The organism is Pseudonocardia sp. WMMC193 (assembly GCF_021728735.1).
GTDB classification, from domain to species: domain Bacteria; phylum Actinomycetota; class Actinomycetes; order Mycobacteriales; family Pseudonocardiaceae; genus Pseudonocardia; species Pseudonocardia oroxyli.
This window is the reverse complement of sequence record NZ_JAKKDO010000003.1, coordinates 2347333-2372149: the sequence shown is the minus strand read 5'-3', so window position 1 is coordinate 2372149 and position 24817 is coordinate 2347333. Positions and strand designations below refer to the sequence as shown.

Annotated in this window: 22 protein-coding genes; 19 read left to right on the top strand and 3 right to left on the bottom strand. The window is 73.0% G+C overall.

Translation table 11 applies throughout. From position 1 onward, the window contains the following. Positions 1-3: 3 nt before the first annotated feature. The 7 genes from L3X23_RS12685 to L3X23_RS36130 all read left to right on the top strand — a co-directional run bounded on the left by L3X23_RS12685 (position 4) and on the right by L3X23_RS36130 (position 5915). A complete protein-coding gene (locus tag L3X23_RS12685) occupies positions 4-762 on the top strand; it encodes a pseudouridine synthase (protein WP_093086205.1) in 759 nt (252 codons plus the stop codon). Continuing rightward, a complete protein-coding gene (gene aroH, locus L3X23_RS12680; protein ID WP_093086202.1) occupies positions 762-1124 on the top strand; it encodes a chorismate mutase in 363 nt (120 codons plus the stop codon). Before L3X23_RS12685 ends, aroH begins: the two co-directional genes overlap by 1 nt. 143 nt (positions 1125-1267) lie before the next feature. Next, positions 1268-1954, top strand: coding sequence for a (d)CMP kinase (cmk, locus tag L3X23_RS12675; RefSeq protein WP_237192429.1), 687 nt, complete (start codon positions 1268-1270; stop codon positions 1952-1954). Continuing rightward, entirely contained in the window at positions 1951-2607 is a 657-nt protein-coding gene (locus L3X23_RS12670) for a 1-acyl-sn-glycerol-3-phosphate acyltransferase (RefSeq protein WP_237192428.1), read from the top strand. Before cmk ends, L3X23_RS12670 begins: the two co-directional genes overlap by 4 nt. Before the next feature lie 29 nt (positions 2608-2636). Continuing rightward, positions 2637-4046: a ribosome biogenesis GTPase Der gene (gene der / locus L3X23_RS12665; RefSeq protein ID WP_237198006.1), complete on the top strand. Its 1410-nt coding sequence runs from the start codon at positions 2637-2639 to the stop codon at positions 4044-4046. 13 nt (positions 4047-4059) lie between these two features. Further along, complete coding sequence (locus L3X23_RS12660) at positions 4060-4701, top strand: response regulator transcription factor (RefSeq protein WP_093086193.1); 642 nt, start codon at positions 4060-4062, stop codon at positions 4699-4701. Between the two features lie 89 nt (positions 4702-4790). Beyond that, on the top strand, positions 4791-5915 hold the full coding sequence (locus tag L3X23_RS36130; protein ID WP_237192427.1) for a sensor histidine kinase: 1125 nt from the start codon (positions 4791-4793) through the stop codon (positions 5913-5915). On the opposite strand, the gene L3X23_RS12650 is transcribed toward L3X23_RS36130, so the two are convergent. From L3X23_RS12650 to L3X23_RS12640, 3 genes are all read right to left on the bottom strand, one after another. After that, on the bottom strand, positions 5890-8022 hold the full coding sequence (locus tag L3X23_RS12650; protein ID WP_237192426.1) for a cation-translocating P-type ATPase: 2133 nt from the start codon (positions 8020-8022) through the stop codon (positions 5890-5892). The genes L3X23_RS36130 and L3X23_RS12650 overlap by 26 nt on opposite strands. Positions 8023-8033: 11 nt before the next feature. Further along, positions 8034-8315: a DUF1490 family protein gene (locus L3X23_RS12645; protein WP_237192425.1), complete on the bottom strand. Its 282-nt coding sequence runs from the start codon at positions 8313-8315 to the stop codon at positions 8034-8036. Positions 8316-8390: 75 nt separating this feature from the next. Continuing rightward, positions 8391-9926 carry a GntR family transcriptional regulator gene (locus tag L3X23_RS12640; protein ID WP_237192424.1) on the bottom strand — a complete coding sequence of 512 codons (1536 nt, stop codon included), beginning with the start codon at positions 9924-9926 and terminating at the stop codon, positions 8391-8393. Positions 9927-10316: 390 nt separating this feature from the next. Here L3X23_RS12640 and L3X23_RS12635 point away from each other — a divergent pair, with 390 nt between their 5' ends. The 12 genes from L3X23_RS12635 to L3X23_RS12580 all read left to right on the top strand — a co-directional run bounded on the left by L3X23_RS12635 (position 10317) and on the right by L3X23_RS12580 (position 24792). Next, complete coding sequence (locus L3X23_RS12635) at positions 10317-11624, top strand: NtaA/DmoA family FMN-dependent monooxygenase (RefSeq protein ID WP_237192423.1); 1308 nt, start codon at positions 10317-10319, stop codon at positions 11622-11624. Between the two features lie 26 nt (positions 11625-11650). After that, a complete protein-coding gene (locus L3X23_RS12630) occupies positions 11651-12964 on the top strand; it encodes an NtaA/DmoA family FMN-dependent monooxygenase (protein ID WP_237192422.1) in 1314 nt (437 codons plus the stop codon). Continuing rightward, positions 12964-13839, top strand: coding sequence for an LLM class flavin-dependent oxidoreductase (locus tag L3X23_RS12625; RefSeq protein ID WP_237192421.1), 876 nt, complete (start codon positions 12964-12966; stop codon positions 13837-13839). The genes L3X23_RS12630 and L3X23_RS12625 overlap by 1 nt, the downstream gene beginning before the upstream one ends. Beyond that, positions 13836-15149 (top strand): NtaA/DmoA family FMN-dependent monooxygenase, encoded by a 1314-nt coding sequence (locus tag L3X23_RS12620; protein ID WP_237192420.1) that lies wholly within the window; start codon positions 13836-13838, stop codon positions 15147-15149. The genes L3X23_RS12625 and L3X23_RS12620 overlap by 4 nt, the downstream gene beginning before the upstream one ends. Further along, a complete protein-coding gene (locus L3X23_RS12615; RefSeq protein ID WP_093086167.1) occupies positions 15146-16465 on the top strand; it encodes an NtaA/DmoA family FMN-dependent monooxygenase in 1320 nt (439 codons plus the stop codon). The genes L3X23_RS12620 and L3X23_RS12615 overlap by 4 nt, the downstream gene beginning before the upstream one ends. Before the next feature lie 11 nt (positions 16466-16476). Next, positions 16477-17778 carry an NtaA/DmoA family FMN-dependent monooxygenase gene (locus tag L3X23_RS12610; protein WP_237192419.1) on the top strand — a complete coding sequence of 434 codons (1302 nt, stop codon included), beginning with the start codon at positions 16477-16479 and terminating at the stop codon, positions 17776-17778. A 69-nt stretch (positions 17779-17847) separates the two neighbouring features. Next, positions 17848-18816, top strand: a complete 969-nt coding sequence (locus L3X23_RS12605) for an ABC transporter ATP-binding protein (RefSeq protein WP_237192418.1) — start codon at positions 17848-17850, stop codon at positions 18814-18816. Continuing rightward, on the top strand, positions 18813-19604 hold the full coding sequence (locus L3X23_RS12600) for an ABC transporter ATP-binding protein (protein WP_237192417.1): 792 nt from the start codon (positions 18813-18815) through the stop codon (positions 19602-19604). Before L3X23_RS12605 ends, L3X23_RS12600 begins: the two co-directional genes overlap by 4 nt. Beyond that, positions 19601-21109, top strand: a complete 1509-nt coding sequence (locus L3X23_RS12595) for an MFS transporter (protein WP_237192416.1) — start codon at positions 19601-19603, stop codon at positions 21107-21109. The genes L3X23_RS12600 and L3X23_RS12595 overlap by 4 nt, the downstream gene beginning before the upstream one ends. Then, complete coding sequence (locus L3X23_RS12590) at positions 21106-22149, top strand: ABC transporter permease (protein WP_237192415.1); 1044 nt, start codon at positions 21106-21108, stop codon at positions 22147-22149. Before L3X23_RS12595 ends, L3X23_RS12590 begins: the two co-directional genes overlap by 4 nt. A gap of 5 nt (positions 22150-22154) precedes the next feature. After that, positions 22155-23048, top strand: a complete 894-nt coding sequence (locus L3X23_RS12585) for an ABC transporter permease (protein ID WP_237192414.1) — start codon at positions 22155-22157, stop codon at positions 23046-23048. 34 nt (positions 23049-23082) lie between these two features. Next, a complete protein-coding gene (locus L3X23_RS12580) occupies positions 23083-24792 on the top strand; it encodes an ABC transporter substrate-binding protein (protein WP_237192413.1) in 1710 nt (569 codons plus the stop codon). Positions 24793-24817: the final 25 nt, after the last annotated feature.

Here is a 24817-nt window from a genome sequence, read left to right as displayed (position 1 = left end):
ACGATGGTTGACTCCGCACCCCAGGGTGTGCGGCTGCAGAAGGTGCTCGCACAGGCGGGGGTGGCCTCGCGCCGCGCCGCCGAGGAGCTGATCGCCGCGGGCCGGGTCTCGGTGGACGGTGAGATCGTCCGCGAGATGGGGCGGCGCATCGACCCGGACAGCGCCGTGGTGCACGTGGACGGCTCGCGCATCCAGCTCACCGAGGACCAGGTCTACCTGGCGCTGAACAAGCCCGTCGGCATGCTGTCCACGATGTCCGACGACCAGGGCCGGGTCTGCGTCGGGGACCTGATCCTGCACCGCACCGAGCTGCTGAACAAGGCGGGCAGGCTCTTCCACGTCGGCAGGCTGGACCAGGACACCGAGGGGCTGCTCCTGCTGACCAACGACGGGGAGCTGGGCCACCGGCTCATGCACCCGTCGTTCGAGGTGGAGAAGACCTACGTGGCGGAGGTGCAGGGGCAGGTCAGCCGGGACGCCGGGCGGCGGCTGCGCGAGGGCGTCGAGCTGGAGGACGGGCCGGTCGCGGTGCACTCCTTCAAGCTGATCGACTCCATGCCGGGCCGCTCGGTCGTCGAGCTGAAGATCCACGAGGGCCGCAAGCACGTCGTGCGCAGGCTGCTCGACGAGGTCGGCTACCCCGTCGAGCGGCTGGTGCGCACGGCGATCGGGGACGTCCGGCTCGGCGACCAGCGCCCCGGCAAGCTGCGCCCGCTGACCCAGAGCGAGGTCGGCGCGCTGTACAAGGCGGTGGGGATGTAGTGGCCGTCCGGGCGATCCGCGGCGCGATCCAGATCGAGGGGGACTCCCGGGACGAGATCCTGGAGGGCTCCGCCGAGCTGGTCACCGCCGTCCTCAAGCGCAACGACCTGACCAGCGACGACATCATCTCGATCCTGTTCACGGCCACGCCGGACCTGACGGCCGAGTTCCCGGCCTACGCCGCCCGCCTCCTCGGCCTGACCGACGTCCCGCTGATGTGCGCGGTGGAGATCGCGGTGCCCGAGGCCATGCCGCGCGTGCTGCGCCTGATGGCGCACGTGGAGACCGACCTGGCCAGGGCCGACCTGCGCCACGTCTACCTCCGCGGCGCGGCCGCCCTGCGCCGCGACCTCCCGAGCTAGCGGCTCCGCCGCCCGTGCGTGGTAAGTGGTGCTCTGGCACCACTTACCACTCACGAGTGCCGCAGGCGCGGCTGGCACAATGACCGGGGCTCGCGCGGGGTGTGCGGGGCTCGTCCTTCCAACCGCCGGCGTGAGAGGTGTCCATGGTGCTGCACGGGGTCGTCGCGATGGACGGGCCCTCCGGTACCGGCAAGTCCACCGTCTCGCGCCGGTTGGCCCGCGAGCTGCAGGCCGACTACCTCGACACCGGGGCGATGTACCGCGCCGTCACGCTGGCGTGCCTGCGCGCGGGGCTGACCGCCGAGAGCTCCGCCGAGGAGATCACGAAGGTGGCGCTGTCCGCCGGGATCGAGTCGGTCACCGACCCGGCCGCCCCGCGGATCCTCCTCGAGGGGGAGGACGTCGAGGCCGAGATCCGGGGCGAGGCCGTCACGAAGGCCGTCTCCGCCGTCTCCGCCGTGCCCGAGGTGCGTGCGGCGCTGGTCGCACGCCAGCAGGCGTACATCGCCGCGGCGAGCGGCATCGTGGTCGAGGGGCGGGACATCGGCTCGGTCGTCGCGCCGGACGCCGGGCTCAAGATCTACCTGACCGCGTCGGAGGAGGTGCGGGCCGCGCGCCGCAACCGGCAGGACCTGCGGGCCGGCCGCACCGCGGACGCCGCCGCCACCCTGGCGGACGTCCAGCGCCGCGACCGGCTGGACTCCACCCGCAAGACCTCCCCGCTGCACGCCGCGCCGGACGCGCTCGTCCTGGACACCGACGAGCTGTCCGTGGAGCAGGTGCACACGGCGCTGCTGGCGCTGGTCGAGGAGCGTGGCCTGGTCTCATGACCCTTCTGGAGGCACCGGCGGCCGCCGATCTCCCCGCCGGTGCGGACCCCCGGCTGCACGACCTGGCCCGCTGGCTCGGGACGTGGCTGTTCGTGCCGGGCTACCGGGTCCGGGTGCACGGTCGCGACCGGATCCCGGTGGACGGGCCGCTGGTGCTGGTCGCCAACCACAGCGCGATGGTCGACGGTCCGCTGCTGTTCGGACTACTCGGGCGCCGTGCGGTGTTCTGGGTGAAGCAGGAGATGTTCACCGGCGTCCTCGGGGTCGGGCTGCGCCGGATCGGGCAGATCCCGGTGCGGCGCGGGTCCGCGGACCGGGCGCCGCTCACCGCGGCCCGCGAGGTGCTGCGGGGCGGCGGCCTCGTCGGGGTGTTCCCCGAGGGCACCCGTGGCAGTGGGGACGTCGCGGCCGCCCAGCAGGGGGCGGCGTGGCTGGCCCGCGCGACCGGGGCGCGGATCCTGCCGGTGGTCATCCGCGGGACCCGCCGGGGCGGCGGGCACCGCTGGAGACCGCGAGTGGACGTGCTGGTGGGCGAGCCGTTGCCGGCCCCCACCGGGAAGGGCCGCGCCGAGCTGGCGGCGGCCACCGAGACCGTGCGTGGCGCTCTCGCCGCGCTGGTCCGAGAACTCGATGACGTACGGAGCAGGACGTGAGTGAGATCAGTGGGACCGACCGGGCCGCCATGGCCGACCTGGGTCTGGACCCCGACGAGTTCGTGGGCGACGAGTTCGCCGACCCGGACGCGCCGCAGGAGGAGGGGCCCACCCCGGTGCTGGCCGTGGTCGGGCGACCCAACGTGGGCAAGTCCACGCTGGTCAACCGCTTCCTTGGGCGCCGCGAGGCGGTCGTGCAGGACGTCCCCGGGGTGACCAGGGACCGCGTCTCCTACGACGCCCTGTGGAACGGCCGCCGCTTCACCGTGATGGACACCGGCGGCTGGGAGCCGGACGCGTCGGGCCTGCAGAAGGCGGTCGCCGCGCAGGCCGAGCTGGCCATGCGCACCGCGGACGCGATCCTGCTCGTGGTCGACTCCCGCGTCGGGGCCACCGAGGTCGAGCAGGCCGCGGCGGACGTGCTGCGCCGCTCCGACCGGCCCGTCCTGGTCGCCGCCACCAAGGTGGACGACGAGCGCATGGTCGCCGAGACCGCCGCGCTCTGGGGCCTGGGTCTCGGCGAGCCCTACCCCGTCTCCGGCCTGCACGGCCGCGGCTCCGGCGACCTGCTCGACGCGATCCTCGACGCGCTGCCCGAGACCCCGCGCGAGACGTTCGAGGCCACCCGCGGCGGGCCGCGCCGGGTCGCCCTGGTCGGGCGCCCGAACGTCGGCAAGTCCTCGCTGCTCAACCGCGTCTCCGGCGAGGTCCGCTCCGTGGTGCACGATGTCGCCGGCACGACGGTGGACCCCGTCGACTCCCTGGTGGAGCTCGACGGCGAGATCTTCCGCTTCGTCGACACGGCGGGCCTGCGCAAGCGGGTCAAGACGGCGTCGGGCATGGAGTACTACGCCTCACTGCGCACCCAGGCGGCGATCGAGGCCTCCGAGGTCGCGCTCGTCCTGCTCGACGCGAGCGAGCCGATCTCCGAGCAGGACCAGCGGGTGCTGACGATGGTCGAGGAGGCCGGGCGCGCGCTCGTGATCGTGTTCAACAAGTGGGACCTCGTCGACGAGGAGCGCAGGCTCGCGATGAAGCGCGAGCTGGAACGCGACCTCGGGCGGGTGCGCTGGGCCGAGCGGATCAACATCTCCGCGCTGACCGGGCGGGCCACCGCGAAGATCGCCCCGGCCATGCGCACGGCGCTGTCGTCCTGGGACACCCGGATCCCGACGGGCAGGCTGAACAGCTGGCTGTCGGACGTCATCGCCGCCACCCCGCCGCCCGTGCGCGGCGGCAAGCAGCCGAAGGTCCTCTTCGCCACCCAGGCCGCCACCCGACCGCCGACGTTCGTGCTGTTCACGAGCGGCTTCCTGGAGGCGGGCTACCGCCGGTTCCTGGAGCGGCGCCTCCGCGAGGAGTTCGGCTTCGAGGGCTCCCCGATCCGGCTGTCGGTGCGGGTCCGGGAGAAGCGCGAGCGGGGCGGGAAGCGCCGCTGAGTATCCTCGCCCCATGTCCGAACCGGTGCGCGTCGTCCTCGCGGACGACGAGGCGCTGCTCCGGATGGGCCTGCGGACCGTGTTGGAGGCCCGCGGCACCGTCGCGGTCGTCGGGGAGGCGGCCGAGGGGCACGGCCTGATCGCCGCCGTCGAGGCGCACCGGCCGGACGTGGTGCTGGCGGATGTCCAGATGCCCGGCATGAGCGGGCTGGAGGCCCTCGCGGTGCTCTGCGCGCGTCCCGACGCGGTCCCGGCCGCGGTGCTGACCACCTTCGATCTCGACGACTACGTGGCCGAGGCGCTGCGCATCGGCGTCCAGGGCTTCCTGCTCAAGGACGCCGAGCCGGACGCGTTGATCCGGGCCGTCCTCGACCTCGCCGCCGGGGGCGCGGTGCTCGATCCGCGGATCACCGCCCGGTTGTTGCCGCGGCTGGTCCCCGAGACCCCCCACCCGCGGCCGCGCCCGGCGGACCTGACGCTGCGCGAGACCCAGGTGCTGCGCCTGCTCGCGGCCGGGGTGTCGAACGCCGCCATCGGCCTGGAGCTCGGCCTGGCCGAGGCCACCGTGAAGAAGTACGTGTCCGCGCTGCTGGTCAAACTGGGTGCCGAGAACCGCGTCCAGGCCGCGCTGCTCGCCCAGAGCTGGGGCGCCTGATGTCCCCCGACCCCACCCACCCCGTGAGTGGCGATAGTCGCCAGAGCGACTATCGCCACTCACGGGGGGTGTGGCGGCCGGGTGCGCCGGTGCGGGTCGTGGGGCTGGAGATCCTGGCGATGGGCACGTCGGCGGCGTTCGTGCTGCTCGCCGCCCCGGGGCCGACGTCGTGGTCCCTGCTCGCCGGGCTCGTCGGGTGTGCGTTGCTGCCGTTGCGCCACCTCTGGGCGCCGCTCGGGGTGATCGTCTCGCTGCCCGGGATCGCGGGCGGGTTGGGCTGGCCGGTCCAGATCGTGACCCTCTGGGCGCTCGGCCGCCGCACCAGGCCGGTGGCGACCGTCCCGTGGTTCGTGCTCGTGGTGCTCGCCGCGGTGCTGCCGGTGCAGCTGCGCGAGTCGCTGACCTGGCAGTCCACGGTGCTCAGCGTGGTCTTCGCGGTGCTCTCGGCCGCCAGCCCGCTGGGCTTCGGGCTGTTCGAGGCCGCCCGGGCCCGGCTCACGGCCAGCCTGCGGGAGCTGGAGAGCGCCCGCGAGGCCATGGTCGTCGCGCGCGAGGCCGCGGCCCGCGCCGAGGAACGCGCCCGGATCGGCCGCGAGGTGCACGACGCCGTGGGCCACCACGCCACCCTCATCGCGGTCGGCGCGGCGGCGCTCGCGGCCTCCTCGGAGGACCCGCACGTGCGGGAGACCGCGGAGCGGCTGCGGACCCAGGCGAAGGAGGCCCTCGCCGAGATGCGCAGCGCGCTGGGCCTGCTCGGGCCCGCCCACAGCGCCGGGGTGGGTGACCTCGCGGAGCTGGTGGACAGCGCCCGGCGCAACGGCCTGGACGTCCGCTGGGAGACCGTCGGCGACCCGCGCCCCCTCCCGCAGGCCCCCGACCACGCGGTGTACCGGGTGGTGCAGGAGGCACTCACCAACGCGGCCCGGCACGCCCCGGGCTCCGCGGTGCGGGTGGAGGTCTCCTGGGGTCCCGGGGTCGTGCGGGTCGAGGTCCGCAGCGGCCCCGCCCGCGCCCCGGTGCGCGGCCTCGGCGCGGGCGGCGCGGGTCTGGCGGGGCTGGCCGACCGGATCCGGGCCGTCGGCGGGGAGCTCGACCACGGCCCGGCGGACGACGGGTTCGTCGTCCGCGCCGTCCTCCCGCTGGCCCCCGAGACCCCCGGCACCCCACCCCGGGGCCAGCCGCCCGCGGTCAGCGGGGCAGCCGGTACCGGATGAGCCGGGAGCTGTTGCCGACCACGGCCACGCTGGACGCGTTGTGCAGGATCGCGGCGACCACGGGGGACAGCGCGCCCGCGGCCGAGACCGCCAGGCCCGCGGCGTTGACCGCGATCGACATGCCGTAGTTCTGCCGGACGTGGGTGATCGTGCGGCGGCCGAGGTCGCGCAGCTCGAGCAGGGTGTGCAGGTCGTCCCCGGCGAGCGCGACGTCCGCGGTCTCCACCGCCACGTCCGTGCCGCCGACGCCCATGGCGATGCCGATGTCGGCCAGGGCGAGCGCGGGGGCGTCGTTGGTGCCGTCCCCGACCATGGCGACGGTGTGGCCCTCGGCCTGCAGCGCCCGGACGACGTCCTGCTTCTCCTCGGGCATGACCTGCGCGCGGTACTCGCCGATCCCGAGCTCCGCGGCGACCGCGGCGGCGGTCTGCGGGTTGTCGCCGGTGAGCAGCACGATCCGGCGGACGCCGTCCGCACGCAACGCGTCGAGCACCTCGCGGGACTCGGCGCGCACGGTGTCCCGCAGCGACACCAGGCCGACCAGCCTGCCGTCGACGGCGAGCAGCAGCGGCGTCTCGGCCCGCTTCTGCAGCCTGGTGACCCACCCGGACGCGACCCGGCTCACCGGGACCTTCATCTCGCGCAGCAGCGCGCGGTTGCCGATCAGCAGCGTGCGGCCGTCGGACTGCACGCGCATGCCCTGGCCGAGCAGCACCTCGCACTCCTCGTGCGGCGGGATCTCGATCCGGCGCTCCTCGGTGGAGCGGATCACGGCCTGGGCGAGCGGGTGCCGGGAGTGGATCTCGGAGCTGGCGGCGTAGGCCAGGACCTGCTCGGGGGACCAGGTGTCGTCGAAGGAGATGACGTTGGTGACCACCGGGCGGCCCAGGGTGAGCGTGCCGGTCTTGTCGAAGACCACCGCGTCGACCCGGCCCGCCGCCTCGAGGTGCGCGCCGCCCTTGATGAGGATGCCGCGGCGGGCGCCGTTGCCGATGGCCGCGCTGATCGCGGTCGGGGTGGACAGCCCCACCGCGCACGGGCAGGCGACGAGCAGCATGGTCATCGCGCGCCGCACGTCCCGGGTGAGCAGCAACGTCACCGCGGACAGGGCGAACGACGCCGGCACGAACCGCCGGGAGAAGTTCTCCCCGACGGTCTGGATCGGGGCCCGGTCGGACTGCGCCGACTCGACGCGGTCGATGATTCGGCCGATCGCGGTGTCCCGGCCGACGGCCGTGGCGCGCACGACGATCCGCCCGCGCATCAGCACCGATCCCGCGTGCAGCGCCACCCCGGGGGCGACGGAGACGGGCAGCTGCTCGCCGGTGATCGCGGCCTGGTCGACGACCCCCTCGCCCTCGACGACCTCGCCGTCCACCGGCAGCACCACGTGCTCGTGGACGACCACCTCGTCGCCCACCCGGACGTCGTCGATGTCGATCTCGATCTCGGTGCCGTCCGCCAGCCGCGTCCAGGTGCGGGTCTGGGCGCCGGTGAGCAGCTCGGAGATCGCCCGCCGGGAGCGGCGCAGCGTGAGGTCCTGCAGGTACTCGCCGATGTTGAGCAGCCAGAGCACCGTCAGCGCAACGACGTTCTCGCGCAGCACGAGCGAGGCGACCGTGGCCGCGGAGACCAACGCGTCCGTGCCCGCTCCGCGGCCGCCGGTCAGCGACCGCAGCGCCCCGCGCAGGAACGGGTAGCCGGTGAAGATCGTGACGCCGGTGGCGACGGTCCGGCTGGTCGGCCCCAGCACCGGCGGGCGGCGCAGGCCGTAGCGGCGCACCCCGAGCGCGGCGAGCGCGACCCCGCCGACGACGAGCCGCACGAGGTCGGCGTTGCGGACGTCCGCCGAGCGCGGCGCGCGGGCCGCCGTGGCCTCCGGGTCGGCGCCGCAGCCCTTCTCGACGGCGTCGAGCAGCTCCGCGCGGACGCAGCGGGCCGGGTCGTACCAGACCACGACGCTGCCGGTCCGGGGGTAGGCGTGGACCTGGCGGACCCCGCCGACCGCGTCCACGGCGTCCTCCACCGCCACGCAGAGCGAGGCGCGTCCGCGCAGCTCGGGGACGGCGAACCGGGCGCGTCCCGCGGCGTCCGAGAGGACCTGCACCTCGGTGGTCCTCAGTGGTCGTGGTCGTGGACGTGCGCGGCCCCGGGCACCGGGGCCTCCTCGCCGATCTTGGCGCGCGCCTCGCTGACGATGTCCGCGGTGGCCAGCCGGGCCCGCTCGGCGCCGGTCTCGGCCGCGCGGGCGCCGCGCAGCCCCCAGGAGGTGACCGTGACCGCGGCGCCGCGCACCGCGCCCGAACGGACCACGCGCTTCACACCGTCGTAGGCGGCCGCACCCACCAGCCCACTGCCGACCAGGCCCGCGGCCTTACCGATGAGACCAGCTGCGAACACGACTCTCTCCTCCCGGGACGATCACGCCGTCAGGGTACGCGGGCCGGGTTCCCCCGCGCCGACCCGACCGGACGGTCACACCGCCGGGGTGCCGCGGACGGGGGTCCGGGTGGAGAGGCTCAGATCGGCGGCCGGGAAGTACCCGTGGCTGAACTCGCAGGGTCGGCCCTGCTCGTCGACGAGCACCCGCTCCCGCAGGAGCAGCAGCGTGCCGGGGGAGACGTCGAGCAGCCGCGCGGTGCGCCCGTCGGCGCGCACGGCGTGCACCGTCGAGTCGATCCGGTCGACCGCCGAGCCGTGGGTCCGGGCGAACAGCTCGTCGAAGTCCACGGGCGAGTCGGTACTGAGCGGGCGGTGGGGCAGGCTCGCCCGCGAGTAGAGCAGGTACACGCCGAACGGCCTGCCGTCCCGCAGGATCCGGTACTCGGTGACCGCGACCTCGGGTTCGGAGGTGCTCAGCATCCGGGAGAGGAACGGCGGGGTCGGCACGGTGGCGACGGCGAGCCGTTCGGCCCGATAGCGCCAGGCCTCGGTGCGGTGCCAGCCGCGGCCGGTGTCGAGCGGCAGGTCGGCGATCCGCCGCTCGATGACCGTGCCGGTCCGCGGCGCCCGCCGGACGACGCCCTCGTCGGCCAGCTGCGCCAGACCCCGGCGGATCGAGTTGCGGCTGACCCCGAACCGGTCGGCGAGGTCCTGTTCGTTCAGGCGGTCACCGACCGGCAGCAGCCCCTCGCGCACGGCCGCACGCAGCTCGGCGTGCACGGACAGCGCGGACTGGCGGGCCCCGACGACACCCGGCTCGACGGGCTCGACCGCGGTGCGGGCGCGGCGCGGCACCGGGATCCGCAGCCGGGGCCGGAACTCCGTGGACAGGGTGGTGTGGGTGGCGGGGTAGTGGGTGACGCTGAACTCCCGCGGGACCCCGTCCGCGCTCCACAGCACCCGGGATTTCACGAGCAGCGCGGTGCCGACCGGGACCTCCAGCTGCGCGGCGACCTTCTCGTCCGCCTCCACCGCCTCGAGCCAACAGCCGACCTGGCCGAGCGGGCTGCCGTAGACGCGGGCGAACTCGTCGCCGAACGAGGCGGTCTCGGCGGAGGTCATCGTGAGCCTGCGGTCCACGCCGCCGGACAGGCTGAACCGGGCGTAGAGCAACGCCGGTCCACCGTGGCGCAGCAGCACCAGCTCGGTGAGGTGCACGGCCTCGGCGTCCGGGGACAGGTGGTGGCGGGTCAGCGGGGTGGCGGGCACCCAGCGGCGCTCCAGCACCTCACACCGGAAGACGTCCTCCGTCGTGGTGCTCCACCCGACCCCGTTGTCGATCCGCACGTCGGTCAGGTCGCCGCGCACGACCGTGCCCGCCCGCGGGGAGCGGGACACGATGCCCTCCTCCACCAGCAGACCCAGCGCCGCGCGGACGGCGCTGCGGCTCACGGAGAAGCGGTCCACCAGGGTGTGCTCGTCGAGGCGCTCGTCCGCCTCGATGAGACCGGTGCGCAGGCTGGAGCGCAGCGCGGCGTGCACCCCGGCGACCGACTGGAGCCGCACGCGGTGCTGGCGCAGTGCCCGCTCCCGCGTCGCCCGCCGGTACTGCTCCTCCGCGGTGGTCATCCGTCCTCCTGCGCGCCTCGACCGGACCAGGGTCCGCCACCGCGTCGGGGCACACGTTCGGATGGTTCGTCGGCGCCGTGCCGCGGTGGTCACCGGACGGTGAACACCTCGTTGCGCGGTCCCGCGCCCGGCGGCGGGGGAGCGGCCCGCGCGGCTGTGGGGCCGGTCACGACGCGGTCGGCCCGGGGGCCGTCGCGCCCCCGCGCCGCCGGGCCCGCGGTGGCGAGCCGGATGCGGCGGCAGCCCGCTGACCTGCGCAGACGGGCTGTCGCACGGCCGCGTGACCCCGCGTAATTGCGCCTTGACCCTCGACGTCACCGCGCGGCAATACTCGCTCCATACGGTTCTGGTCGTCCCCCGAACGACCACGAAGAGCCCGGTGATGATCGTATGAGTCCCCCGCCGTTCCACCTCGGTTGGTTCTATTCCAAGGGCTTCGGTCCGAAGGCGTGGAAGCACGGGTGGGCGGGTCCGCGCGCGGCGGTGGCGAGGTTCACCCGACCCGACACGGCGGTGGATCTGGCCCGGGCGATGGAGCGGGCGCGCTTCGACTACTTCATGATCGAGGACTCGTCGAACGTCCCGTACACCTACCAGGGCAGCCACAACGCCTACCTGCAGCACTCGGTCGACACCCCGAAGCTGGACCCGATGGTGCTGGCGCCCTTCATCGCCCAGGCCACCGAGAAGCTCGGCGTGGTCGTGACCTGCTCCACCACCGAGTACCACCCGTTCATGCTGGCCAGGGCGATGAACGCGCTCGACCACACCACCGACGGCCGGATCGGCTGGAACGTGGTCACCGGCTCGAACGACGGCGGGGCGCAGAACTACGGCCGGGACAGGCAGTACCCGCACGACGAGCGCTACGACATGGCGGACGAGTTCCTCGAGGTCGCCCACGGCCTGTGGCGCAGCTGGGACGAGGACGCGGTGGTCCTCGACCTGGAGAAGGGCGTGTTCGCCGACGGGGACAAGGTGCACGCGCTGCACCACGAGGGCACCTACTTCCGCTCCCGCGGACCGCTGTCGGCCCCGCGCTCCCCGCAGGGCGCGCCGGTGATCTGCCAGGCGGGCGGGTCCGGGCGGGGTCGGGCGTTCGCGTCCCGCTGGGCGGAGACGATCATCTGCGCCGCCCGCGGGGTGGACGCCATGAAGGCCTACCGGGAGGACGTGCGCGCCCAGGCCGCCGCGGCGGGCCGCGACCCGGACGGCATCAAGGTCCTGTTCCTGATCTCGCCGATCGTGGACGAGACCATCGAGGCCGCGCAGGAGCGCCGGAAGGCCCGCTGGGACTTCGCCGAGAGCGAGGTCGAGTTCGGTCTCGCGGCCCTCTCGCGCGGTTCCGGGATCGACTTCGCGCAGTTCGCGCTCGACGAGCCGCTGCCCGCCCTCACCTCCAACGGGCACCAGTCCAGCGTCGCGCAGATGGAGGGCAAGGTCCTCCGGGACGTGCTCCGCTACCAGCGCCACCTGGAGTGCGTGCCCCTGACCGGCACCGCGCAGAGCGTCGCCGCCGAGATGCGCGAGGTCATGGCGGAGGTCGGCGGGGACGGGTTCCTGCTCAACGAGAGCTACTTCTCCCGCCGGTACGTCACCGAGATCTGCGACGGGCTGGTGCCCGAGCTCCAGCGGCTGGGTCTGACCCGGACCGAGTACGAGTTCGACACCTTCCGCGAGAACCTCCTGGCTTTCTGAACAGCTTTCTGAGAAGGAACGAACAGATGAGCGCCAGACCCTTCCACCTCGGGTGGTTCTACTCCAAGGGCTTCGGTCCGAAGGCGTGGAAGCACCAGTGGGCCGGACCGAAGTCCGCGGTCGCCCGCTTCACCAAGCCGGACACCGCGGTGGAGCTCGCCCGCGCGATGGAGCGGGCCTGCTTCGACTACTTCATGATCGAGGACTCGTCGAACGTCCCGTATACCTACCAGGGCAGCCACGACGCCTACCTGCGGCACTCGGTCGACACCCCGAAGCTGGACCCGACCGTGCTCGCCCCCTACCTGATCGCGGCGACGGAGAAGCTCGGCATCGTGGTCACCTGCTCGACGACCGAGTACCACCCGTTCATGTTGGCCCGCAAGATGAACACCCTCGACCACGTGAGCGAGGGCCGGATCGGCTGGAACGTGGTGACCGGGTCGAACGACGGCGGCGCCCAGAACTACGGCCGGGACAAGCAGTACCCGCACGACGAGCGCTACGACCGCGCGGACGAGTTCCTGGAGGTCGCGCACGGGCTGTGGGCGGGGTGGGAGCCCGACGCGCTGGTCCTGGACCTGGAGAAGGGCGTGTTCGCCGACGGCGACAAGGTCCATCCGCTGCACCACGAGGGCCGCTTCTACCGCTCCCGGGGCCCGCTGTCGGCGCCGCGCTCCCCGCAGGGTTCGCCGGTGATCTGTCAGGCGGGCGGCTCCGCCCGCGGCCAGGCCTTCGCGGGCCGCTGGGCCGAGACGATCATCGCGTCCGCCTCCACGCCGGAGAAGATGAAGGCCTACCGCGACAACGTCCGGGCGACGGCCGCCGCCCACGGCCGCGACCCGGACCAGATCAAGATCCTCTTTCTCGTCTCGCCGACGGTCGACGAGACCCGGGAACGGGCCGAGGACCGCTACCGGCGCAGCCTGGAGATCGACGACAACGAGGTCGAGTACCAGCTCGCCTCGCTGTCCCGGCAGTCCGGGATCGACTTCTCGCAGTTCCCGATGGACGAGCCGCTGCCGGACACCCTGGTCAGCAACGGGCACCAGTCGATGGTCGCCCAGTGGCAGGGCCGGGTGCTCGCCGACGTCATCCGCGGCAACCCGCTCAACTCCGGGTCGAACGCCTTCGTCGGTACCGCGGACGACGTGGCAGCCCACATGGACGAGGTCATGCAGGAGGTCGGCGGGGACGGGTTCCTGCTGGTCAACAGCTATTTCTCGCGGCGGTACGTCACCGAGGTCTGCGACGGGCTGGTGCCCGAGCTCCAGCGCCGCGGACTGACCCGCACCGCCTACGAACACGACCACTTCCGCGACAACCTGATGGCGTTCTGATGATCACGATCGTGCAGCTGGCCCTGCGCCCGGACGACACCCTCGCGGGCGTCGAGTCCGCCGTGGCCGCCCTGGAGGCGGCAGGCGTCGCCGCGGTGTGCGTGCTCGACGGCGCGGACACCGGGGAGGCGACCGCCTTCGAGTCGACGACGCTGTGTGGACGACTGGCCTCGACGACCTCCGAGATCGGCCTGGTGGCGTCGAACTCCGCGCTCTACGGCTTCCCCTACCACCTCGCCCGGCGGCTGGCGACGGTCGACCACTTCTCGGACGGCCGCTCCGGCTGGCTGCTGCGCACCCGGACCGCGGCCGATGAGGCGGCGGCCTACGACTGGCGCTCGACCGGCGGGAGGGGGGTCGAGCTGCACCGGGCCGCGGAGTACGCCGAGATCGCGCTGGAGCTCTGGGACTCCTGGGAGGACGGCGCCCAGTACCCGGACAAGGCGAGCGGCGACTACAAGGACGACGCCCGGATCCACCGCATCGACTACCGCTCGCTCGCCTTCCGCGTGGAGGGTCCGCTCGACGTGCCGCCTTCGCCGCAGCGCCGCCCGGTGCTGTTCGCCCGGTTCGACGAGGCGGCGGAGGCCGCGCTGCTCCCGTCGGTGGACGTCGCGATCGTCTCGGACCCGACCACGGCCGCGGCGGTGACGGCCCCCCTGATCCTGCGCGCCGTCCCCCCGCACACGACCCCGGACGAGGCGGAGCGGCTGCGCGCGGCGACCGGCGCCCACGGCCTCGCCCTGCACGCCACCACCGACACCGTCCCCGAGGCCTGCGCGCTCGCGGTCGCGCTCGGTGCCGCCCGGAACCCGGGCGACACCCTCGCGGCGGCGCTCGGCCTGACCCTGACCCTGGGAGGACGCGCGGCATGACCCGCCCGACGATTCACCCCGCCACGATGCACCTCAGCGTCAACCTCACCGAGTACGGCAGGCACTCCGGCGGCTGGCGGCACGCCGTCAGCGACGTCAGCCGGATCCCGAACCTGGAGACCTACCGGCACGTCGTGCGGACCGCCGAGCGCGGGCTGTTCGACCAGGCCTTCATCGCGGACACCCCGGTGCACGGCTGGGGCCGGTCGAGCTCCACGACCACCCGCATCGACCCGCTGGAGATCGCGGCGGCCCTGTCCACCGAGACGGCGCACATCGCGATCATCGCGACCCTGTCCACCAGCTACAACGAGCCCTACGACGTGGCCCGCCGGGCCGCCTCGGTGGACGCGGTCACGGGCGGGCGGCTCGGCATCAACTACGTCGCCTCCACCGGGGACCAGACGGCCCGCAACTTCCACCGCGCGGCCCAGCTCCCGCACGACGAGCGCTACCAGCGGTCCAACGAGTTCATCGAGGTCGTCACGAAGCTGTGGGCGAACGCCCCCACCGCGGACGCGGCGGGGTCGCGGGTCGCCCACCGCGGGCGCTTCTTCGACGTGGACGCGACCCTGGACGTCCGGCAGCCGCGGCACGGCAGGCCGCTGATCGTGCAGGCGGGCTCGTCGCCCGCAGGCCGCGACCTGGCCGCCCGCTGGGCGGACGCGATCTACGCGGGCGGCTCCACGCTGGACCGCGCGCAGGAGTACTACCAGGACATCAAGGCCCGCGCGGTCGCCTACGGCCGGGACCCGGACAGCATCAAGGTGCTGCTGGGCATCGCGCCCTTCCTCGGCGACACCGCCGAGGAGGCCGCCGAGCTGCAGGCCACGATGGACGCCCACCACGCCGAGGGCGCGGACGTGGTCGCGCACCTGTCCGGCCTGCTGGAGTACGACCTGTCGACGCACGACCCGGACGGGCCGCTGCCCTTCGACCTGCTGCCCGAGGTCACGAGCGCCAGCGTCAGCCAGGCCACGCTGTTCACCCGGATGGCACGCGAGGAGCACCTGACCATCGCCCAGGTCGCCTACCGGTCCTACGTCGGCGGGCTGGCGAACATGCAGTTCGTCACCACCGGCACCCCCACCCACGTCGCCGACGTGATGCAGGAGTGGTTCGAGGCGGGCACCTGCGACGGCTACTCGCTCGTCGCGCCGCTGCTGCCGCAGACCATCGACGCGTTCGTCGACGGCGTGGTCCCGATCCTGCAGGAACGCGGGCTCTTCCGCACCGAGTACGAGGGGTCCACCATCACCAGCCACTTCGGCCTGTCCGCGCTCGACTCCCGCGTGGCGGTGGTCGCGTGAGCACGCCCCCCTTCCACCTGGCCTGGTTCACCTCCTTCACCGCCCCCGCCTGGCGCTCCACCTTCGGCGGCGACACGGGCACGGAGTGGATGACCGGCGAGTACTACGTGTCGATGGCGCGCCAGCTCGAGCGCGCGGGCTTCGACTTCATGATGTTCGAGGACTCGACCATGGTGTCCGAGGCGCTCGGCGGCACCATGGAGCAGGACCTCAAGCACAGCCTGCACAGCCCCAAGCTGGACCCGTTCCCGCTGCTGCCGATCCTGGCCAGGGCCACGAAGCACATGGGCTTCATCGCCACCGGGTCCACGTCCTTCTACTCGCCGTACATCCTCGCCCGGGTCATGGCCACGATGGACCACCTCACCGGCGGGCGCGTCGGCTGGAACATCGTGACCAGCTCCGAGGACATCGCCGCGCAGAACTACGGCATGGACGCCCTGCCCCCGCACGACGAGCGCTACGACATCGCCGAGGAGTTCGTGCAGGTCGTCAAGGCGCTGTGGGACTCCTGGGAGCCCGGGGCCATCGTGATGAACCGGGAGACCGGGCACTACGCCGACCACACGAAGGTCCACCGGATCGACTACCGCGGCAAGTACCACGCCTCGCGTGGCCCGCTCAACATGCCCGCGGGCCCGCAGGGGCATCCGGTGCTCTGCCAGGCGGGCGGCTCGCCGAAGGGTCGGGACTTCGCGGCCAAGCACGCGAACGCGATCGTCGCCACCAACCCGAACGTCGAGAAGATGGCCGCCTACCGGGCGGACATCCGGGAGCGGGCCGCCCGGCACGGCCGCAACCCCGACGACGTCAAGGTCCTGTTCCACGCCGCCCCGATCATCGCCGAGACCACGGAGGAGGCGCACGCCGCCTACCAGCGGGTCTTCGGGATGGACGACCCGCTGCAGATCGAGCAGACCCTCGCCATGACCGCGGCCGTCACCGAGATCGACTTCTTCCAGTACGACCTCGACGCGCCCATGCCGCAGGACCTGAAGACCAACGGCCACCAGTCGGTGCTCGACGACTTCATGAAGCGCAACGAGGGCAAGACGCTGCGCGAGTCGCTCGGCGAGCGCCTGCGGCTGGGTCCGCTGCTCGTCGGCACGGTGTCCGAGGTCGCCGACCAGATGGAGGACATCGTGACCCGGGTGGGCGGCGACGGCTTCCTCATCCGGGCGGAGACGGGCCTGTCCCACACCCGCCGCTACATCGACGAGATCTGCTCGGGGCTGGCGCCGGAGCTGCGCCGCCGCGGGCTCATCCGCAGCGACTACCCGAACGACCTGTTCAAGCAGAACCTCCTCCAGTTCTAGGAGCGCGAGAAGTGAGTGCCAACCCCTTCCACCTCGCCTGGTTCGGCGCGGGCGGCTTCGGCGTGAAGTCCTGGAACAAGACGTGGTCCGGTCGCGGCGGCCAGGACTGGGCGAGCCCGCAGCTGTGGGTCGACATCGCCCAGGCCCTCGAGCGGGCGCGGTTCGACTACATCATCATCGAGGACTCGTCCTACGTGCCCGACGCGTACGGCTCGAACGCCAAGGCCTACCTGTCCTCGGCCACGGCCACCCCGAAGATGGACCCGACGGTGCTCGCGCCGATCATGTCCCACCTGACCAGCCGGATCGGCATCGTGCCGACGCTGTCGGTCACCGAGTACCACCCGTACATGCTCGCCCGCAAGATCAACACCCTCGACCACATGTCGAACGGGCGCACCGGCTGGAACATCGTCACCTCGTCGAGCCACCGCGCCGCCCAGAACTACGGCAAGGACCTGCTCGAGGAGCACGACCTGCGCTACGACATCGCGGACGAGTTCTTCGACGTCAGCTGCAGGCTGTGGGAGTCCTGGGACGCGGACGCGGTCACCCTCGACGCGGAGAACGGCGTGTGGGCGGACTACGAGAAGGTCCACACCATCGACTTCGAGGGCAAGTTCTTCAAGGTGCGCGGGCCGCTGAACGCGCCGCAGTCGCCGCAGGGCAGGCCCGTCTTCACCCAGGCGGGCGGGTCGCCGCGGGGCAGGCAGTTCGCCGCCCGCACCGCGAACTCGGTGATCTCCGGCGTCGAGGGCGGCCCGGAGGCGATGAAGCGGTTCCGGGACGACATCCGGGCCCAGGCCGTCGGGTTCGGCCGGGACCCCGACGACGTCAAGGTGCTGTTCATGGCCTCCCCGGTCGTCGGGGAGACCGACGAGGAGGCCCAGGCCAAGCGCGCGCGGCAGGTCGCCTTCGCCGAGGCCCACCCCGAGCTGGGCCTGCTGCACCTGTCCCGACACTCCGGGATCGACTTCGCGCAGTTCCCGCTCGACGAGCCGATCCCCGACACCGCGAAGACCAACGGCCACCAGCAGATGCTGGCGCAGGCCATCGGCAAGACGCCGCGGGAGTTCCTCCGCAAGTCCCTGTCCACGATGGAGTTCGTCGGCAGCCCCGACACCGTCGCGGCGAAGATGGACGAGGTCATGGCCGAGGTCGGCGGGGACGGCTTCCTGATCGCGAACTTCGACCTCAACCGCCGGTACGTCAGCGAGATCGCCGACGGCCTGGTCCCCGCGCTGCAGCGTCGCGGCCTCACCCGGACCGAGTACACGCACTCCCGCTTCCGGGACAACCTGCTCGAGTTCTGAGCCGACCGGAGCCGATGGTCGGCTCCGCGAGCTCCGCCTCCGCGCCCGCGACCACGAAGGACGAGATCCGTGCCCGAGACCCCCGAAGGCGAGCCGTTGCTCGCCGTCCGCGACCTGACCGTCCGCTACGGCGGCGGTGACCCCGCCGTCGACCGGGCCTCCCTGCGCATCGAGCGCGGCGAACACGTCGCGATCGTGGGGGAGTCCGGCTCCGGCAAGACCACCCTCGCCCTCGCCGTCGCCGGGCTGCTGCCGCTCGAGAACACCGTCCGCACCTACGAGTCGTTCCGGTTCGCGGGGCAGGACGTGGTCCGGGTGCAGAAGCACCTGATCCCGCAGCGCACGCCGGGCATGTCCATGGTGTTCCAGGACGCCATGACGTCGCTGGACCCCGTCGCGACGATCGGGTCCCAGTTCACCGACGTCCTGCGGGGGGTCCGTCGGGTGGGTCGGCGCGAGGCGCGGGCGCTCACCGTCGAGTGGCTGGGCAAGGTCGGTCTCGGCGGGACCGGGAACGACGCCGAGCGGGTGCTGAAGCTGCGGCCCTACGAGCTCTCCGGCGGCATGCGCCAGCGCGTGATGCTGGCGTTGGCGCTGTGCAGCGAGCCGACGCTGCTCATCGCCGACGAGCCGACCTCCGCCCTGGACGCCTCGCTGAGCCGGGACGTCATGGACCTGCTGCTGGACATGACCCACCGGACCGGCGCGGGCCTGCTGGTGGTCAGCCACGACATCGAGCTGTGCCGCATGTACGTGGACCGGATCGTGGTGATGTACCACGGGCGGATCGTGGACGTGGTCCGGGCGGAGCACGTCGAGGAGGACGCCACCCACCCCTACACGCTCGCCCTCACCGAGTGCGTGCCCACGCTGGAGTCCTCCCGGCTGCGGCGGCTGCCGAGCCTGTCCGACGAGGCCCGCGCCGAGTTCGACCGGATCGCCGAGGAGCGGGCCGCCGGGTCGACTTCCGGGTCGACTTCCGGGTCGACTTCCGACGCGCGCACCGCCGGCGCCGAGCTCGAGCAGGTGTCGGCATGAGGAAGCCGGTCTCGCTGCGTGCCGAGGCGCTGAGCCGCAGCTTCGGACGGCACGTCGCCGTGCAGCCGCTGGACCTGGAGATCACCTCCGCGACGTCGTTGGGGATCGTGGGGGAGTCCGGCTCCGGGAAGTCGACGCTGTCCCGGCTGCTCGTCGGGCTGGACCGGCCCAGCGAGGGGCGGGTGACCCTCGACGGCGCGGACGTCGCGCAGCTGCTGCGCAGCCGCGCCGGGACCCGCGACCTGCGCCGCACCGTGCAGTACGTCGCCCAGGACACCTTCTCCAGCTTCGACCCGCGGCGCACCCTGCGAGACGCCGTGGCCACCCCGCTGCGGGTGCTGCGCGGGCTGGACCGGGACGCGGCCGAGGCGGAGATCCTGCCCGTGCTCGACCTGCTCAAGCTGGACCGCCGGATGCTGGAGCGCTACCCCGCGCAGCTCTCCGGCGGCCAGCGGCAGCGGTTCGCGCTGGCCCGCTCCCTGGTCGTCAAGCCCCGGATCCTGCTGTGCGATGAGGTCGTGTCGGCGCTCGACGTGTCCGTCCAGGGCGCGGTGCTGAACATGATCCGGGACTTCTGCGAGTCCGAGGAGGTCGGGCTGGGGTTCGTCTCGCACGGGCTGCCCGCAACCGCTTTCGTGGCCGACGAGCTGCTGGTCATGTGCCGGGGCGAGGTCGTGGAGCACGGGCCGACCCAGCAGGTCCTCGACGCCCCCACGCACCCGTACACCGTCTCGCTGCTCGACGCGTACCGCCGCGGGCCCCGACCACTGCTGGACGTGTCCGCGTGAGCGAGCTCGCGAGCGAACCGTGGGCGCGGAACGAACCCTCCGGGCGTCGGGGCTGGACGGTCCTCGTCGTCACCACGTTCGGCAGCCTGCTGGTCTTCCTGAACAGCACGGCCACCAACGTCGCGCTGCCCGCCATCTCGGCGGACCTGTCGATCGCAGCGGCCACGGCGGACTGGATCCTGCTGTCCTTCATGCTCACCCTGTCGATGTCCGTGCTGGTGGTCTCGCGGATCTCGGACATGGTGGGGCGGCGGCGGATCTACCTGGCCGGCCTCGCGATCCTGGTGGTGTCCAGCATCGGCGCCGCGTTCGCGACCGGGCCCGCGGTGCTGGCGACCCTGCGCGGGGTGCAGGGCGTGGCCGCGGCGATCATCATCACCGGCGCGACCGCGGTGATCTCGGACGTGTTCCCGGCGCACCGGCTGGCGGGCGCGCTGAGCATCAACATCATGACGGCGTCCGCGGCCGGGATGCTCGGGCCGCTGGTGGGCGCGCTGCTGCTGGAGTCGTACGGCTGGCGCTCGCTGTTCCTGGTGAACGTGCCGTTCGGGCTCATCGCGTTGGCCCTGGCGGCGACGGTGCTCCCGCGGGACCGGCGGACGCGGAGCGCGGGGGAGTCGCTCGACGTGCCGGGGGCGGTCCTGTCGGCCGTCGGGCTGGCCTGCCTGCTGCTCGCGGTGAACCGGTCGTCCGCGTGGGGGGTCACCGACCCGCGGGTGCTCGGGCTGGGGGTCGCGGCGGTGGCGATCCTGGGCGCGTTCGTGGTCGTGGAGCGGCGGGCCGCCCGCCCGCTGGTGGACCTCGGCCTCGTCGCGGACCGCAACCGGGCGCTGGCCTACGCCACGGCCTTCCTGATGGCGCTCCCGCAGGCCGCGTCGCTGGTGCTCGTCGTGCTCTACCAGCAGACGGTCCTCGGGGCCTCCAGCGTCGAGGCCGGGATCGCCGCGACGGTCACCGCGGCCGCGCTCGTCGTCACCTCGCCGGTCGCGGGCGTCCTCGCCCGGTCCCTCACGCCGCGGGCGGTCTCCTCGGCGGGCTGCGCGCTGACCGCCGTCGGCTACCTGCTGCTCGGGCTGTCGATGACCGGGGCCGGGACGGGCGGGGCCTTCTGGGTCGGGCTCGTCCTGGTGGGGGCGGGCAACGGGATCTTCATGGCCCCCAACACCGCGTCCATCGTCCGGGGGCTCCCGGTGGACCGGCGCGGCATCGCCAACGGCATCCGGTCGCTGATGTTCAACAGCGCGCAGACCCTGGGCGCCGCGCTCGCCCTGCTGCTGGCCGCGGCCGGCCTGGCGGGCGCCGGGATCGGCGGCTACGACGGCGTCGCTGCCGACCCCGCAGGCGCCCTCTGGGGCTTCCACCTGGCCGCCGGACTACTGGTCGCGTTCGCCGTGGCCGCGACCGTCACGTCCCTGCGCCGCTCCGGCGCCTGGCTCGTCGACCAGACACCCGACTCCGCGGCTGCACCGGTGCCGTCGCCCGCATCGAGAGGAGAGGACCGTTGAGCCCGTTCCTGGCTCGCCACCGCTGGTGGATCACCCGGACCCTGGTGCTGCCGCTGCACGTCGCGGTCTTCGCGAGCGTGGCGTTCTTCCTGGTCCGGCTGGTGCCGGGGGACCCCGTCATGGCGCGGATCGACGCCAGCGGCGGCTTCACGCAGGAGGACTACGACCGGGCCGCGGAGCAGATGGGCCTCGCGGGCTCGGTCTGGTCGCAGTTCGGCCGGTTCTGGTCCGAGCTGGTCACCGGGAACCTGGGCGTCTCGCCCGTCACCGGCCGTCCGGTGTGGGAGGAGGTGATGAGCCGCCTGCCGTCCACGGTGGAGCTCGTGACGCTGGGCCTGCTGGGCTGCGTGGCCCTGGCGCTGGTCCTGGCGGCGATCACCGTCACCACCCGCAGCCCGCGCCTGCACGCCGTGCTGCGCGGCTACGGCAAGCTGGCGGGCTCCGTGCCGGACTTCGCCGTCGCCATCCTCGGCCTGGTCCTGTTCTTCGTGGTCCTGCAGGTGATCCCGGCCCCGCTCGGGCGCGTCGACCCGCGGATGACGATGCCGGACGTCACCGGGTTCCCGTTGCTGGACAGCGTGATCACCGGCGACTGGCCGGTGTTCGCGGCGATCACCGCGCGCTACGCCCTCCCGCTCGCGGTGCTCGTCCTGGTCCACACCCCGAGCCTGTGGCGCCAGCTCAGCCTCGGGCTGAGCGAGCAGGTCACCGCCTCGCCGACGCTGTTCAAGGTGGCCTCCGGCGCCACCCGCACCTCCATCCACCTCTCGGTGCTGCGGCGCGCCAGCGCGTCGTCGGTCGTCATGCTCGGGGCCATGTTCGGCGGCCTCATCGGCGGCGTCGTGGTGATCGAGCAGCTGTTCGGCTTCGGCGGGGTCGCCCAGTTCGCGATCGGCTCGGTGGAGCAGCTGGACTTCGTCGGCCTCCAGGGCTTCCTCGTCGTGATCGCCGGGCTCTGCCTGCTGGTCTTCTTCCTGGTCGACCTCGTGAACATGATCCTCGACCCCCGACGCCGCCCCGGCGTCCGAGTGGACGGCTGAGCCCCATGACCGAAGTCCTCGCGGCCGTCCCGACCACTCCCGCGCCTGCGCCCGCTCCGGCGGCACCGGTCCGGCCCGCGTCCCGGTGGCGCGTGTGGCTGCCCGCCCTCCCGTTCGCCCTGCTCGCGCTGCTCACGGTCGTCGCGCGCCTGGTGGTGCCGTTCGACCCGGAGACGGTGGTCGCGCCCGCCAACCTCGAGCCGGGCGGCGCCCACCTGTTCGGCACCGACGCGACCGGCATGGACGTGTTCTCCCGGACCGTCGCGGCCACCCAGGTGAACCTCGTCATGGCCGTGCTGGTCACGATCATGGCGACGGCCATCGGGCTCGCCCTCGGGCTGGTCCTCGGCATGAACGAGGCGGCGGGTGGTGTGCGCGGCCTCCTCGGCCGGGGCATGAACCGCTTCACCGACCTCACCGACGCCGTCCCGCCGCTGATCGTCGGCGTCGTCGTGGTCGGGCTGTTCGGCCCGTCGATCGTCAGCCTCAGCGTGGCGCTCGCCCTGATCCTCATGCCCAACCAGGTCCGGCTGACCCGCGCGGAGGTCCTCAAGGTCCGCGGGGACGCCTACGTGGACGCCGCGCGGATGGCGGGCCTGACGCCCTGGCAGGTCATGGTGCGCCACGTCCTGCCGAACTCCGCCCGGCCCGCGATCGAGAACAGCTCCAACATCTTCGGGGTCTCGATCATCGTCTCGGCGTCGCTGGGCTTCCTCGGCGTCGGGCTCAACCCGCCGACGCCGGAGTGGGGCGTGATGATCTCCACCGGCATGTCCGACGTGATGCTCGGCGGCTGGTGGACCACGTTGTTCCCCGCGCTCGCGCTGTGTGTCGCGGTCGCCTCCGCGGCGCTGCTCACCGGCGTCATCACCCGTCTGACCCGCTCCCCGGGCCACTGATCCGCCCCCTCACCAGGAGAAGAGAGAAACCCCCGTGACCCAGCCCATGTACTCCGCCCGCGGCAGCAGCATCATGCAGAGGTCCGTGGGCCGCCGCGGCTTCCTCGCAGGCGGCCTGTCCGGCCTCGGCCTCCTGGCCCTCGCCGCCTGCGGGGGCGGCGGCGGTGGCTCGTCGGCGGGCGGCAGCGGCGGCGGGGGCGGCACCCGCTCCCTCGTCGTCGCCGTGCCCGCGCTGGCCCCGACGCTCGACGGCGTCGTCGGCGGCGGCGGGCTGAGCCTCGAGTCGTTCGAGATGAACGCGAACCTGCAGGCGGGCCTGGTCCGCAACCCCTACATCGCGGGCAAGACCGAGAACACCGTCGTCCAGGACTTCAACACCTACGTCGGCTACGTCGCGGAGTCCTACGACGTGTCGGCCGACGGCCTGACCTACACCTTCCGGCTGCGCCCCGGCCTGCAGAGCCCGCTCGGCAACCCCATCACCGCGGACGACGTGCTGTACTCGTTCGAGCGCAAGTGGAACACCCCCACCTACTCGAAGACGGTGTGGCAGGGCGGGTTCGCGGGCCCGCAGGCGATCAGCAAGATCGACGACCACACCGTCGCCTTCACCCTGACCAACCCGGGCTTCGGCCTGACCTTCCTCGGTCTGTTGGCGAACCTGCAGGGGCACATCTACGACTCGACCGCGCTGAAGCAGCACGCGACCTCCGCGGACCCGTATGCGCTGGAGTGGGCCAAGGCCAACGGCGGCTGGGGGCTGGGCCCGTACCACGTGACCTCGCAGACCCCCGACCAGGAGATGATCCTCACCGCCAACCCGAACTACGCCTACGGGGCCCCGGCCATCGGCCAGGTCACCCTGCGCGTGGTCGGGGACGCGGGCACCCGGGCGTCGCTGGTGGCGAGCGGGGACGTGGACATCGCGGAGGGCACCCGGCCCACCGACCAGGCGCGGCTGGCGTCCAACGACGCCGTCGTCGTGCCCGAGGCGGACCCCATCGAGTACGTCGACCTCACCCTGGTCACCAACAAGGCCCCGTTCGACGACGAGCGCGTGCGCAAGGCGATGTCGCTGGCCGTGCCCTACGACCAGATCATGCAGCAGATCTACGCGGGCCGGGCCGTGCCGACGGTCGGCAACGTCAACCCGAACACGCGCAACTACGACGTGTCCAAGGTGCCCGCGCCGACCTCGGACCCCGCGCGGGCCAAGGCGCTGCTCGGCGAGGCGGGGCACGACCGGATCGCGTTCACGCTCTCGGTGTCCACGGCCAACCAGGACCTGATGGACGCGTCGGTGCTGATCCAGTCCTACGCCCGCGAGGCCGGGTTCGACATCAGCATCGACCAGAAGACCGCCGCGGACTTCTCGACCCTGCGCAACAAGGCGGCGGGCCAGGCGATCATCTACCGCAACCGGTCCCAGGTGCAGACGCCGACGTACGCCTGCACCATCTTCTGGAAGCCCAACAACGACGCGTCGAACCCCTCCCGCTGGGACGACGCCTCGGCGAACCGGTTCCGGGCGATCGTCGACCAGGCCCAGGCGCTCCCGGACCCGCTGAGCCCGGAGGCGGGCGCGCTGTGGGTGCAGGCCCAGCAGATCCTCGTCGAGTCCTCGCCGGAGATCTTCGTGTGCTCGATCCAGCCGTCGCAGATCTTCCGCACCGACGTCGGCGGCTTCACCTACCGCTCGGAGAACGCGATCGACTTCGGCAACATCACGATCCTCGACGCCTGACCGCCCGGCCGCGGCAGCGCCGCCG